Origin of the sequence: Ruegeria sp., assembly GCF_040830605.1 — a bacterium.
In the GTDB taxonomy this organism is placed as follows: Bacteria; Pseudomonadota; Alphaproteobacteria; order Rhodobacterales; family Rhodobacteraceae; genus Ruegeria.
In genome coordinates this window covers 409,940-423,146 of the sequence record NZ_JBFOMD010000004.1, presented here as the reverse complement: position 1 = coordinate 423,146, position 13,207 = coordinate 409,940, and the positions used below count along the sequence as shown (strand labels likewise).

General features: G+C 64.3%; 13 protein-coding genes. 4 read left to right on the top strand and 9 right to left on the bottom strand.

What is annotated here, in order from left to right; genetic code table 11:
- Window positions 1–2: 2 nt before the first annotated feature.
- Genes AB3N21_RS08825 through AB3N21_RS08810 form a run of 4 tightly spaced genes read right to left on the bottom strand, consistent with a single transcriptional unit; the run spans window position 3 to window position 3,628 of the window.
- Window positions 3–1,250, bottom strand: coding sequence for an MFS transporter (locus AB3N21_RS08825; protein ID WP_367934881.1), 1,248 nt, complete (start codon window positions 1,248–1,250; stop codon window positions 3–5).
- Window positions 1,247–2,005, bottom strand: coding sequence for a DUF1365 domain-containing protein (locus AB3N21_RS08820; RefSeq protein ID WP_367934880.1), 759 nt, complete (start codon window positions 2,003–2,005; stop codon window positions 1,247–1,249). Before AB3N21_RS08820 ends, AB3N21_RS08825 begins: the two co-directional genes overlap by 4 nt.
- Window positions 2,002–3,300 carry an NAD(P)/FAD-dependent oxidoreductase gene (locus tag AB3N21_RS08815; protein WP_367934879.1) on the bottom strand — a complete coding sequence of 433 codons (1,299 nt, stop codon included), beginning with the start codon at window positions 3,298–3,300 and terminating at the stop codon, window positions 2,002–2,004. The genes AB3N21_RS08820 and AB3N21_RS08815 overlap by 4 nt, the downstream gene beginning before the upstream one ends.
- On the bottom strand, window positions 3,290–3,628 hold the full coding sequence (locus tag AB3N21_RS08810) for a hypothetical protein (RefSeq protein WP_367935079.1): 339 nt from the start codon (window positions 3,626–3,628) through the stop codon (window positions 3,290–3,292). The genes AB3N21_RS08815 and AB3N21_RS08810 overlap by 11 nt, the downstream gene beginning before the upstream one ends.
- Between AB3N21_RS08810 and AB3N21_RS08805 the strand changes: the two genes are divergently transcribed.
- The 4 genes from AB3N21_RS08805 to AB3N21_RS08790 all read left to right on the top strand — a co-directional run bounded on the left by AB3N21_RS08805 (window position 3,521) and on the right by AB3N21_RS08790 (window position 6,646).
- Entirely contained in the window at window positions 3,521–4,078 is a 558-nt protein-coding gene (locus AB3N21_RS08805; protein ID WP_367934878.1) for a sigma-70 family RNA polymerase sigma factor, read from the top strand. The genes AB3N21_RS08810 and AB3N21_RS08805 overlap by 108 nt on opposite strands.
- A 10-nt stretch (window positions 4,079–4,088) precedes the next feature.
- Window positions 4,089–4,739 carry a ChrR family anti-sigma-E factor gene (locus AB3N21_RS08800; protein ID WP_367934877.1) on the top strand — a complete coding sequence of 217 codons (651 nt, stop codon included), beginning with the start codon at window positions 4,089–4,091 and terminating at the stop codon, window positions 4,737–4,739.
- Between the two features lie 72 nt (window positions 4,740–4,811).
- On the top strand, window positions 4,812–5,882 hold the full coding sequence (locus AB3N21_RS08795) for a bifunctional transcriptional activator/DNA repair enzyme AdaA (RefSeq protein ID WP_367934876.1): 1,071 nt from the start codon (window positions 4,812–4,814) through the stop codon (window positions 5,880–5,882).
- Window positions 5,879–6,646: an isocitrate lyase/phosphoenolpyruvate mutase family protein gene (locus tag AB3N21_RS08790; protein ID WP_367934875.1), complete on the top strand. Its 768-nt coding sequence runs from the start codon at window positions 5,879–5,881 to the stop codon at window positions 6,644–6,646. Before AB3N21_RS08795 ends, AB3N21_RS08790 begins: the two co-directional genes overlap by 4 nt.
- Here the strand turns inward: AB3N21_RS08790 and AB3N21_RS08785 are convergent.
- The 5 genes from AB3N21_RS08785 to AB3N21_RS08765 all read right to left on the bottom strand — a co-directional run bounded on the left by AB3N21_RS08785 (window position 6,570) and on the right by AB3N21_RS08765 (window position 13,205).
- Window positions 6,570–7,421, bottom strand: coding sequence for a class II glutamine amidotransferase (locus tag AB3N21_RS08785; protein WP_367934874.1), 852 nt, complete (start codon window positions 7,419–7,421; stop codon window positions 6,570–6,572). The genes AB3N21_RS08790 and AB3N21_RS08785 overlap by 77 nt on opposite strands.
- A gap of 176 nt (window positions 7,422–7,597) precedes the next feature.
- Window positions 7,598–8,836 (bottom strand): DNA recombination protein RmuC, encoded by a 1,239-nt coding sequence (locus tag AB3N21_RS08780; protein WP_367934873.1) that lies wholly within the window; start codon window positions 8,834–8,836, stop codon window positions 7,598–7,600.
- A gap of 57 nt (window positions 8,837–8,893) precedes the next feature.
- On the bottom strand, window positions 8,894–10,783 hold the full coding sequence (gene mutL, locus AB3N21_RS08775; protein ID WP_367934872.1) for a DNA mismatch repair endonuclease MutL: 1,890 nt from the start codon (window positions 10,781–10,783) through the stop codon (window positions 8,894–8,896).
- Window positions 10,784–11,073: 290 nt separating this feature from the next.
- On the bottom strand, window positions 11,074–12,003 hold the full coding sequence (locus tag AB3N21_RS08770) for a metal ABC transporter permease (protein WP_367934871.1): 930 nt from the start codon (window positions 12,001–12,003) through the stop codon (window positions 11,074–11,076).
- Window positions 12,000–13,205: a metal ABC transporter permease gene (locus AB3N21_RS08765; protein WP_367934870.1), complete on the bottom strand. Its 1,206-nt coding sequence runs from the start codon at window positions 13,203–13,205 to the stop codon at window positions 12,000–12,002. The genes AB3N21_RS08770 and AB3N21_RS08765 overlap by 4 nt, the downstream gene beginning before the upstream one ends.
- Window positions 13,206–13,207 lie beyond the last annotated feature (2 nt).

Below are 13,207 nucleotides of genomic sequence, written 5' to 3'. Positions count from 1 at the left end.
TATCAGGTCTCCTCAAGGTCGGTGGTTGCCAGCAGGGCCAGGGCAAGCGCCTTTAGGCCACAGGGCAACGCGGCATAAAACAGGGTGAGCAGGGTCAGCGCCTGGGGTGGGTTCGCGGTGCCCGCCTGAAATCCGGCGCCCTCAAGCGCGGGCAGCAACAGCACGGCGGCAAAGGCCAGCGTCAGTTTCGACACGAATGACCACAGGCCAAACCCTTCGGCGGCAGTGGGCGCAACACGCGCCATCCGGGCGGCGAAAAGGGCGGGCAGCAGGGTCATATCGGCCCCGAGCGCCGCACCGGAGGCGAGGCAAATCAGGGCAAAGGGCACCACGTCGCCCGCCCCGAGCGTCAGAGCAAAACCGAATGCCAAGATCGAAAGCGCCATGCCTAGGCCGAGTACCTTTTTGGCACCGTAGCGCTCGGCGGCGCGGCCCCAGAACGGGGCGGCGGCGGCGGCGGACAGAAAGAACAGCAGCAGGAGAGGCCCCTCGGCACCCGGGGCATTCAGCCGGCTTTCCACAAAGAACAGAAAAAGGGTGGATGAGACCGCGACCGGCGCGGCGTTGAGAAAGCCTATGAACAGGAGGCGGCGCGAGATCCGATCGCGCAGTACCGGGCCAAAGCCGGAAGCCGCAGGCATATGCGCGGCGTTCCATTCCGCGCGCATCGCGCCTGCAGCCAGCAATGCCAGCACCGCAAAACCCAGTGCGAAAGCCGCAAAGGGTTGCGCAGTCAACCCGATCAGCGCCGTCGGAATCACGGCAGCGAGGCATATGCCGAGCAAGGCCCCAGTTTCGCGCCAGCGGGCCAGGCGCAGATGGCCTTTGGTGCCCAGCCGGTCCGCCGTCGCCACGCCTTGGGCGTAGAAACTGATGGTCAGAAAGCTGAACGACGAAAAGACCATCGTCAGCATCAGGGTGAACCAGGTAAGCGGCGCCATGGGCGGCGTGACCGCGAAAAGCCCCAGCATGGCGCCAGCTAAAATTGCAACGGCAGCGGCGACGGCGGTGGCCCGATGGGCGCGCAGGGCCTCGGACAGGCGTCCCAGCAGGGGGTCCTGCACGACGTCCAGAAGGCGCAGACCAAACAGAACCGCACCCAGCGCTGCCAGGCTAACCCCATACTGATCCACGTAGAACTTGGGTGCATGAATATAAAGCGGCAGGCCAGCCGCAGCCAGCATTGCGGCAAAGCCCGCAAAAGCGGGCAGCCGCGGGATCGCTGGGGTATGCGCCTGCGCCACGGTCATCCCCGACTCACGTCCGGTTTGTGCGGGACGGGCTGGCGACGGAACCCGGCGCCCTTGAACCAAAGCTTCAGGGCCTGCCAGTGGATCAGGGTCAACACCCGGCGCGCGCCGAAGGGGCGTCGGAGCACGGACCAGAGGATGGCTTGGTTGGTTAACGGTTTACGGCGCCCGGACAGGGTGGCAATCAGCCCACCCTCTTCGCGGCCATAATCGATCCAGACCCCGACCCGGTCATCTCGGAAATCGAAGCGGAACGTATATCCGCCCTCACGCGGCTGGAATGGCGAGACGTGAAGCCGTTTGGCCGCCTCCAACCGGTCAGATGCGATAATCGGGGACAAGTCCGGCTTGTGGCAGACATAGCTGTGTCGGATGCCAAAGGTATTGGTGACCTCGGACACGACAGCATAAAGCGCGTCGTCCTGATCGAAGCAGAACCAGAAGCTGACCGGGTTGAACACGTGACCCAGCACGCGCGGCTGGGTCAGCAGCGCGATGCGCGCGGGTTGCGGCAGCTGATACTCGACGAAAACATCCCGCAGCCATTGGGCGCCGCGCCCGTTGCCGGGCTGTCCTCCGTGGTCAATCTCGTGAAACCCCATCAGGTTCGTCCGGTTGCGCGAGAACAACCCGGGCGCGGTCAGCTCGGCCTCGGGGTCGAGCAGAAGATAATCCACCGAGTAGCGGAAGCCGTTCTGCACCGCCCCCTTGCGCCCATGAAAAGTATGGGCTGGGATATGATCGACAGCGCTCATTCCGCCGCTACGCTCATCGCGCCGGTACGATTGATCGCGTGCGCCACAGCGACGGCGCTGGCCAGCCCGTCCTCGTGAAACCCGTTGCGCATCCAGGCGCCGCAGAACCAAGTGGCGTTGGCGCCGTTGAACCGGGCCACGTCCTCTTGCGCGGCAAGTGCTGCCAGATCGAAGACCGGGTGCCGGAACACCGCCTCGTCATGGATCAACTCCTCGCGGATGCGGCGGCGGGAGTTTAGGGTGACAAACAGCGGATCGTCATGCGGGATCGGCTGCAGCGCATTCATCCAATAGGTGATGTCGATGCGGCTGGAATCCGGCGCGGCATCCTCGGTATGTACCCAGCTGGCCCAGCATTTGCGGCGTTTTGGCATCAGCGACGCATCGGCGTGCAGCACGACGTTGTTGGGCTGATAGCGTATGGCGCCGAGGGCTGCACGTTCCTGCGGCATCGGATCAGCCAGAAGCGACAGCGTGTCGTCGGAATGCGTGGCGAATACAACCTCATCAAACGTCTCCCACTCTCCACCTGGCGCCTTGACCTGCGGTCCGATCGCGTTGCGGCGGACGGCATCGATCGGAGCGCCCAACCTTAGCGCGACACCCTTGCGGCGCATCGCAGCTTCGAACCGGCGGACATATTCCACCGAGCCGCCCTGAACCGTGTACCACTGATGTTCTCGCTTGGCGTCCATCAGAAGGTGGTTTTCGAAAAACCGGATCATTGCGTGTGCGGGAAAATCCAGAACCCTATCCTTTGGGGTCGACCAGATCGCGCCCGAAAAAGGCTCAAGATAGTATTTGCGAAACCACTCACCGGTGCCCAGAAGATCCAGCAGTTGCCGCACAGTGATCGTCCGGTCGTCGATGTGGTTCAGCGCCTGGGCGTTGAACCGAAACAGATCGCGCACCATGCGCAGGAACTTCGGCTGAACCAGGTTTCGACGCTGCGCAAAAAGTGAATCCGCCCCGTGCAGCGCGTATTCGACGGCGCCGCCGCGGGCAGAGACGCCGAAGGTCATCTCGCTTTCCGCAATCGGCACTTCCAATCGGTCGAACAGCTGTACCAGGTTCGGGTATGTGACCTTGTTGAATACGATAAAGCCGGTGTCGACCGGCTGATCCTTGCGTTTGCCTGCAATGATGGTTCGGGCATGTCCCCCTAGTCTCGATTCGGTCTCGAACAGGGTGACGTGATGACTGTCCGCCAGCAGGTTCGCCGCCCCCATCCCCGAAATGCCGCCACCTATCACGGCGATCTTCCGGGGAGCGCCCGCTGAATTTTCAAATGGCATTCTGTTCTCCGGTTTTCTTGGTCTTCTTCCGTCTACGCACAAGCGGCTGATCCGGATGAAAATAAAAACTTTTCTCTGAACTTATGATCCAGCTTGGGAAGTGGCTCGTAAACTGGGTATGTTTACCGAAACCGACCCCATCACGATTGAGGCCGTGGCAGAGGCTGCGCCTCGGCGTGTGCGGACCAGAACGGCAAGGCGAACCGCTGGAAGGAAACCGGTGCACAGAACGAAGGAGCAGTGTGACGCGCAGGGCGAGTGGATTGCCCACGTTTTGCGCATTCGCGACAGGCAAGATCAAACGGCGTTTGCCGAGTTGTTTCGGCATTTTGCGCCGCGTGTTAAGGCGTTTCTGATCCGGTCCGGATCTGATGCCGCTTTGGCCGAAGAATGCGCACAGGAGGTCATGGCCACCCTGTGGAACAAGGCGCATCTGTTCGACCCCGGACACGCTTCGGTCGCCACATGGGTGTTCACGATCGCCCGGAACAAGCGCATCGACCTCTTGCGCAAGCAGCGCCGCCCGGAACCCGAGGAACTGACCTGGGGGCCCGAGGCCGAGCCCGAACAAGCCGATGTGGTCGCACTGCAACAGGAAACCGCGCTGCTGCGCAGGGCCATGCAGGCCCTGCCCGGAGCGCAAAAGGAACTGATCGAAAAGGCGTATTTCGGCGATCTGAGCCATCGCGAAATCGCCGCACAGACGGGTTTGCCGCTGGGCACGATCAAATCGCGGATCAGGCTGGCATTGGACCGGCTGAGACACGCGATGAACTGAGTGGATAACGATGACCGAGACGATCAAACATCACCTGACGGACGAGTTGCTGATGGCGTACTCCGCCGGAACGCTTCCCGAAGCGTTCAATCTGATGGTGGCCACACACCTGTCCCTGTGCGACGAATGCCGGGCGCAGGCCGAGAGCTATGACGCGGTGGGCGGCAGCCTGCTGGAGGATCAGGCCGATACGCATGTGATGAGCGATGGTGCATTCGAGGCTACCCTAGCGCTGATCGCTGAAAACAAGGCGCCCGAGACGACCAAACGCCCGCCATGCTCGGTGCTTCCCGCGCCCTTGCAGGATTATGTTGGCGGTGGCGTTGAGGCGATCCGCTGGAAATCCATTGGCATGGGCGTGCGGCAGGCGATCCTGCCCACGTCGCGCGAGGCTTCCGCGCGACTGCTGCTCATCCCAGCGGGTGCCGCAGTGCCGGATCACGGGCACCGGGGGATCGAGCTGACAATGGTGTTACAGGGCGCATTCTCGGACGAGGTCGATCATTTTGCCCGCGGCGACGTGGAAATCGCAGATCAGGATCTGGAGCATACGCCGGTGGCCGATGTGGGCGAGGATTGCATCTGTTTTGCCGTCACAGACGCGCCGTTGCGCTTTACCAGCCTGATCCCACGGCTTGTGCAGCCCTTCCTGCGGATCTGAGTATCCCGAAAATGTGAATCGATGCCCGAAAACCGGCGGCACGGCTCGCCGGTTTTCGGCTAGGGTGCGGGCATGAGATCTGATCTGCCCGATGACGACACGCTTTTTGCGGCACTTTTGGCCCGCGACCCTGCTTGGGACGGGCGGGCCTATGTGGGCGTGACCTCGACAGGTGTGTTCTGCCGCCTGACCTGCCCTGCGCGAAAACCTCGGCGCGAGAACTGCCAGTTCTTCGCAACTATCGCTGAGTGCCACGCCGCCGGGTTCCGACCCTGCAAGCGCTGCCATCCGATGGCCCCGGCGGCTGAGGCCGACCCGGCAATCCGGTCCCTGCTGGCCGCGCTCGACGCCGATCCGGCGCGGAGGTGGAGCGAGGCGGATGTGGCGGCGATGGGGTTCGACCCGTCGACCGTCCGGCGCGCCTTCAAGCGCCATTTCGGCACCACGTTCCTTGAGATGGCGCGGCAGGCGCGGTTGCAGGCCGGGCTGACCACGCTGGCGCAGGGCGGGCGAGTCATAGACGCGCAGCTTGAGGCCGGGTTTGCCTCGGGGGCGGCGTTTCGCGAGGCTTTTGCGCGCCATCTCGGTCTTCCACCCGGCGCCTTTCGTGCAGATGCGCTGCTGAGGGCCGACTGGTTCGATACGCCGCTGGGCGCGATGGTCGCGGTCAGCGATCAGACCCATCTGCACCTGCTGGAATTTGCCGACCGCAAGGCGCTGCCCACCCAGTTAAAGCGGCTGCACAAAGCCTGCAAGGGCGCGCTGGGATTCGGGCGGTTTGCCCCAACCGATTGGATTGAGATGCAACTGGGCGACTATTTCGCAGGCCGTTTGGCCCGGTTCGACGTGCCACTGGCGCTGCACGGCACGGAATTCACCAAGGCCGTCTGGCAGGAGTTGCAAACCCTGCCGGCGGGCACCACCCATTCCTATTCCGACATCGCCCGCCGTCTGGGCCGCCCCCAGGCCGTGCGGGCGGTGGCGCGTGCCAATGGCGCCAACCAGATCGCCATCGTCATCCCCTGCCATCGCGTGTTGGGCGTCGACGGCGCATTGACCGGCTATGGCGGCGGGTTGTGGCGGAAACAGAAACTCATAGACCTGGAACGGCACTACGCTCCGAAGGAGGCACATCCCGCATGACTCAATCCTACAAGGCCCGCGCCTTTGCCGCGCTGCATCAACCCGGTACACCGCTTATCTTCTACAATGCCTGGGACGCCGGCAGCGCGCAGGCGGTGGCAAAAGCGGGTGCGGCGGCCATCGCCACCGGCAGTTGGTCGCTGGCCCGTGCGCAAGGCTACGGCGACGGAGAAGAGATTCCGTTGGAGTTTGCGGTGCAGATCCTCGAACGCATCGTCGCCTCGGTTGAATTGCCGGTCAGTTTCGATTTCGAGGCCGGGTACGCGCAGGACCCCGAGGCGCTGGCCCGCAATATCGAACAGGTGCTTGCAGCTGGGGCCGTGGGCGTGAATTTCGAGGACCGCGTGATCGGCGGCACCGAATTGCGACCCGTCGAGGCACAGGCGCAGCGCATTGCGACCCTGCGGGGCGTAGCCGACACCATGGGCGTGCCGCTGTTCATCAATGCCCGGACGGATGTGTTCTTTCAGGGCAGCAAGCCCGACGATCATGCGGGTCTCATGGATGAGGCCAAGTCCCGCGCGGCTGCTTATGCCGATGCCAGAGCGGACGGGATATTTGTGCCAGGGCTGGTAACGCCGGAGTTGATCGGCGATTTCTGCACCGACGCGGCCCTACCGGTGAACATTATGCAAATCGGTCAGGCCCCGGCCCATGCAACCCTAGCCGAACTGGGCGTTGCGCGGATCAGCCATGGGCCCGCACCGTATCTGGCGGCGATGAGCGGGGTGACCGATGCGGCGCGGGCTGCGCTGAAGGTGTGATCCCGGTGGCAACCTGAAACGGGCGTGTTACCAGATCCTTGCCCCGCACCTCGATCGCTGAACCGGCAGGGATTTCAATCCATTCTCCGCTGTCTCCATCCAGCGGTTCGGACGAGACTACGACCCCGCCCGGGCACCGGCGAAAAAACAGGCTGGGTGCAAAGCGGTCCGAGGCGTAGCGGGCCGCATAGAGACGCTCGCCATCGGACCAGCAGGCCGCAAATCGCATGAACGGAAGGGTTCCTTTCTCGCGCGATAAACCCTCTACCTTTGCCACTGCGCGGGCCATCGCGGCAATTGGATCGGTTTCCAGCCCTTCGCCCAGTGCAATCAGGAATATCGCCTCGCTTTCGGTCGCGCCAAACCGATGGTCATAAAGGTCGGCCGGGATCATCCCGTCGAGCGCCTGCCGGATACGCTCGTGCCCGCCCGCCTGCCCGTTATGCATAAAGCACCAGCGGCCATATCCGAAGGGGTGGCAATTGTTGCGCGACGTGGCGGTTCCGGTCGAGGCCCGCACATGCGCCAGAAACAGCCCGGACCGTGTATGATGGGCCAGTTGCTTGAGGTTGGCATCCGACCACGCCGGGTGCGTGTCCTTGTAGAAACAAGGCTTTGATCGCTCGGAATACCAGGCCAGCCCGAACCCGTCGGCGTTGATCGGTGTCTTTCCGATATGGGCGTTCCGGCTTTGGTCGACCAGAGATTGCTCCTGATTCAGGACAAGCTCATCGAGATAGCGTGGAGCACCGCTCCAGGCGAGAAACCGGCACATTGTTGGCGTCCGCTTTGGTTGTTGTTTTTCACAGGTCTACGCCTGCGAACGTGCGGAAGCTTCACCAAATTCGCCACGATACCTTTCGGTAGCCTATCATATGACCACGAAACCTCGTGAGAACGGATCATTTTACTTAAACGCCGGGACCTCCGTTGCTGCGCATCCGAAACCGATCAGGCCTCGGGCTTGCTCAGCGGCACAACGTTGGACCCGTCATCAGGCGCCAGTTCCTCAAAATCGAAATTGTCCAGACGCTGGGCGCGCCGGCCCGCCTTTTCGGCGCTGATCTTGATGTCCGAGATATCCTTGGCCGCCTGCCCGAAATGCCGGTCCAGATTGCCCACACGGTCGCCCAGACGCTCCACATCCTTGTGCAACAGGCCCAGCTCCTTGCGGATCGCGCCCGCCTGTTCGCGCATCCGCGCGTCCTTGAGGATCGCGCGCATCGTGTTCAGGGTCGCCATGCAGGTGGTGGGCGAGACGATCCAGACGCGTTTCGCAAACCCCTCCTGCACCAGTTCCGAGAACTTGGCATGCAACTCGGCATAGACCGCCTCGGAAGGCAGAAACATCAGCGCCCCTTCGGCTGTTTCGCCGTCGATCACATATTTCTCGGCAATATCGTTGATATGCTTGCGCACCGAGCTTCGGAACATCTGCACCGCCGCTTTCAGTTCCGCATCGTTGCGGGCGGAAATCAACGCCTCATAGGCCTCGAGTGGGAACTTGCTGTCGATCACGATGGGGCCCGGAGGGTTGGGCAGGTGGATCAGGCAGTCGGCACGCTTGCCGTTCGAGAGCGTGTGTTGCAGCGCGTAGCTGTCGGCGGGCAGCGCCTTGGACACGATGTCGTTGAGCTGGATCTCTCCGAACGCGCCCCGGGTCTGCTTGTTGGACAGGATGTCCTGCAGGGACAGCACGTCGCCCGAGAGTTTGGTGATATTGTCCTGCGCCTTGTCGATAGCCGCCAGCCGCTCCTGCAACTGGGTCAGCGAGGTCGCCGTCTGTTTGGACGAGCCGTGCAGGCTCTCCTTCATCCGCTCCTGCATTTCGGCCAGCGCGCGGGCGGATTTCATCGCGTTGTCGGCCAGCCGGTCGTTCATCTGCTGCTGCACCGAGGACAGCCGCGCCTCGACCGTCTGGACCATCTGCACCTGCGCGTTGGCCTGTGTATCCGAGACGTGCTGGAGCCCGCCGCGCAGCTGCTCCTGCCCCTGGCCAAGCTGCTGAACATGCTGGCCCAGATAGGCCATTTGCTGCGAAAGCGGCGCGGCCAGGCGGGCCGAGCGGTTGGCGGCGCGCAGGGCGAGGAAGAGCAGTAGCAGGATCAGAAGCAGGGCGCCGCCTGCGGCAAGCGTAGCGATCACCTGCGGGTCGTCCAGGGCGTAGATTTTACCTGCAATCTCGATCATCTCAACCTGCGTGTTCTTGTTTTGTTTCTTCTCTTTTACCCCCGCCCGGCGGCGGGATCAACTGCGTCCGAACAGCCGCTCGATATCCGCCAGTTTCAGCTCTACGTAAGTTGGGCGGCCATGGTTGCACTGGCCGGAATGGGGCGTGGCCTCCATCTCGCGCAGCAGGGCGTTCATCTCCTCCGCCCGCATCCGGCGGCCCGAGCGGACCGAACCGTGGCAGGCGACGCGGGACAGGATCGCCTCGATCCGGGCCTGAACCGTCTGGGATTCGCCCTGATCGGCCAGTTCGTCGAGGATGTCGAGGATCATGGCGCGGGCGTTGACCTCACCAAGAATGGCCGGGGTTTCGCGCACCGCGACGGCGTCGCCACCGAAGGGCTCGACCGTCAGGCCCAGCTTAGACAGGTCTTCGGCCACGGCCATCAGGCGGGCACAGTCGCCCTCGCTGAGCTCCACGATCTCGGGAATCAGCAGCGCCTGCGCGGGGACGCCGTTCTCGGCCATCTGGTGTTTCAGCTTTTCGTAAACCAGCCGCTCATGCGCGGCGTGCTGGTCGACGATGACCATGCCGTCGGCGGTCTGGGCGATAATGTAGTTCTCGTGCACCTGACCGCGAGCGGCGCCCAGCGGCAGGTGTTCGGCTTGCGGCTCGGCGGGTGCAGCATCCGCCGGATGGGTGTCTTCACGCGGTGCGGGCTCAACCACGTGGCCACTGTAGCTATTCGACAGCTCCGCAAATCCCGGCGCCTGAGCCTGATAGGCGGCCTGCCGGGCGCCAGCCGAGGGTCGGTCCATCTGGTAGACCCGCGCCGGGCCGGGGGTGGCCGGCTCCGGGCGCATGGCGCCCAGGGTGGCGCCCGCGACGGTGGATGAGGCGCGGTGGCCCGCGTCGGCCAGCGCGTGCCGCAAGGCCGAGATGATCAGGCCGCGCGCCACACCGGGATCGCGAAACCGCACCTCGGATTTGGCCGGGTGCACATTCACGTCCACCAGCGTCGGATCGCAGTCGAGAAACAGCGCCGCCGCCGGGTGGCGGTCGCGGCTAAGAAAGTCGAAATAGGCCGCGCGCAGGGCACCGGTCAGCATCTTGTCCCGCACCGGACGGCCATTGACGAAGAGGTATTGCGCCACCGCCGCACCTCGCGAATAGGTGGGCAGGGCCGTGTAGCCATAAAGCCGGATGCCGTCGCGGGTGGCGTCGATGCGCAGGGCGTTTTCAGCGAACTCGCGCCCCAACACCCGCGCCAGCCTTGCGTGCAACGCGTCGAACAGGTCTCCGTTCTCGCGGTCGGCGCGGAACACCACGCGCCCTTCCCCGCCGCCGGAGACGTCGCGCAGGGTGAAGGTGATCGCAGGTTCCGCCATGGCGAGGCGTTTGACGGTGTCGGAAATCGCCTGCGCCTCGGCCCGGTCGGTCCGCATGAATTTCAGCCGGGCGGGCGTGGCAAAGAACAGATCGCGCAACTCCACCACCGTGCCTGATCGCAGGGCGGCAGGTCTCACCGGCTCGGTCTGCCCGCCCGCGACGCGGATCGAGGCGGCCTCGGCCCCGGGAACGCGGCTGGTGATGGTCAGGCGGCCAACGGCACCAAGCGACGGCAGCGCCTCGCCCCGAAACCCGAATGTGTGGATATTCAGCAGGTCCGAGCCGTCGATTTTCGAGGTCGCATGACGGGCCAAGGCCAGCGACAGGTCCTCTGCCGCGATCCCGCAGCCATCGTCGGTGACGCGAATCAGCGTCTTTCCCCCGTCCGCGATATCGATTGTGATCCGGCTGGCCCCGGCATCGACGGCATTTTCGACCAATTCCTTGACCGCCGAGGCAGGGCGTTCCACCACCTCTCCGGCGGCAATGCGGTTGATTGCGGCCTCATCCAGTTGCCGGATCGCAGGCCGAGTGACCGCAGGGCCATTTTCGTCGATATTGGGGTTTGCATGCGCCATACCCCAATACCTAGCATGGCTGGTCGCGATTCTACCACCGGTTTGATGAGAAATAAGGCCCGCAAAGGGGGTCGCCCGACCGCTCCCGTCCGTGCCAGCCCACGCGTATGGTGGCAACCGTCTCGGGATCGGCCGGGCGGATTGGTGAGTGGTGGTGGTTACTTGGCCCCTTCCGGCCCAATCATCACAACACAGGTGCCGCACGAAAACAGCCCCTGACCGGAATTGTCAGGTGTCTGAGCAGGGTTCAGCCGATTTCCGCAGCCGACGATTGGCGGGAAAACGCCAAATCAAGCCTGGCTGGGGGCTCCGGTCCGGGTCCTGCAAGGGCCGAATATAGCTGCCAGTGCCAGGATCAGGCCCGACATGGTGGCGATCATTCCGGCTGCGCTAACCGCGTCCGCCCCGCCCATCCAGAGGGGGCCGTAGCCTGCAAGGATGTAGCCGGAAACGGCTGAGATTACGGCAAAAATCACGCTCCAGGCGACTTGGCCTTCAAGCTGGTTGGTCATCATACGGGCTGCTGCGGGCGGACAGATGAACATGGCGATCACGATGATCGAGCCCACGGCGTCGAAGGCCGCAACCGCCGCGATGGCGGCAACGATCACAAGCGCCAGCCCCAGCAGGCCGGTCGGGATGCCGACGGTGCGGGCAAAGCCTTCGTCGAAGGTCGAGAGTTTCAGCGGGCGCCACAACAGCCAGGTGAACAGGATCACCCCGATCAAGGTCACGAACATGCGTGGCAGTTCCACCGGCAGGCCCGAGAGTGCCTCGGCATCCCAGAGCGAGGCCCATCCGGTCGCGTCCAGCCAGATCAGGCTTTCCAGATTGCCGTAAAGCGCGTGCTCCACATCCAGATGCACTTTCGAGGTGTCGGTTTGCTCCAGCAGCAGCACGCCGCCCGCGAACATGGTGGTGAACACCACGCCCATGGCCGCGCCCGGTTCGATCCGGCCCAGACGGCGGATCGCCTCGATCAGCACCACAGCGACCACCGCCGCCCCTGCCGCGCCCAGCATCATCGGCCAGGCGGCAATCACGCCCGAGATCAGGAAGGCCACCACGATGCCGGGCAGCACCACATGGCTGATGGCGTCCCCGATCAGGGCCTGACGGCGCAGCACCAGAAAGTTGCCCGGCAGGGCGCAGGCGACCGCGGCAAAGATCCCGATCAGGAGCGGGGTCAGGGAGAGGGGGACGAACTCTTCTCCGCTCATGACGGGACTCCTTGCGGGCCGCCGATGCGGCGGTCGATATCGGCGATCTGGTCGCGGGTCAGCACGGTCTCGATGTCGCGCAGACCGTCATAGAGCGCTGCGGCGGCCTCATGCGCTAGATCGGTGCGCACGATTTCCCAGCGTTTTTCGTCGCGCAGGGCCTTGGCGGCGCGGGCCTTGCCGGTATCGGTTGCGACACCATCCGCGCGCGCGAGGCCTGCACGGCGCAACAAGCGCAGGGTGAGCTTTTCGTAGATCGGCTGGCCCTGTGCCAGCGCCAGCAGCCCCTGCCGCAGGTGCACCCGGCGCTGGAACCGCATGTGGCGCAGGATGGCAGCCAGTACACCCCGGCCCGGGGCGAGGAATAGCGACAGCGCGAAGAAGGCAAAGCTGACCAGCACGATGATCGGTCCGGTGGGCAGGTTCGGGGCTGAGGCCGACAGCGCCGCGCCGAGATAGCCCGCCAAGCCCCCCGCGATACCGCTAAGCAGCACCACTCGGTCCGAGCGTTCGGTCCAGAAGCGGGCGGTGACAGGCGGGATGATCAGAAGGGCGACGATCAGGATCAGGCCGACAATCTTGAGGCCCACCACCGTCACCGCCATCACCAGCCCCATCATGGCCAGGTCGATCCGGTCCACGGGCAACCCGCGCGCGGCGGCGTATTCCGGATCGAAGGCCACCAGCGTCATCGGGCGCCGCATCAGCAGGATCAGCGCCAGCGTACCGGCGCCTCCGATGGCGATCACCAGCGCGTCGGCCCAGAGCATGCCCGCGGTCGAGCCCAGCAGGAACCCTTCGAGCCCGGCCTGACGGCCCGCGCCCATGGTCTGTATCACCGTGAGCAGCACGACGCCAAAGCCGAAGAACACCGACAGCACCGCGCCGATGGCCGCATCTTCGGCCAGCCGGGTGTTGCGGGTCAGCCAGTTGAGACACAAAAGGCCCACCCAGGCGGACACCGCCGATCCAGCCAGAAGGCCCACCAGATTGCGCCCATCGCCGCCCAACGCCACCATGGCCATGAAGGCGATGCAGACACCGGGCAGGGTAGCGTGGCTGATCGCGTCGCTCACCAGCGCGCGCTTGCGCAGGAACAGGAAAGTGCCGGTCACGCCCGCCGAGACCCCCAACAGGGTCGCACCGATGGCCACCAGCGTGGCGTTGTAGCCAAGCTGGAGAAACAGTGCATCCCAGAGCATGA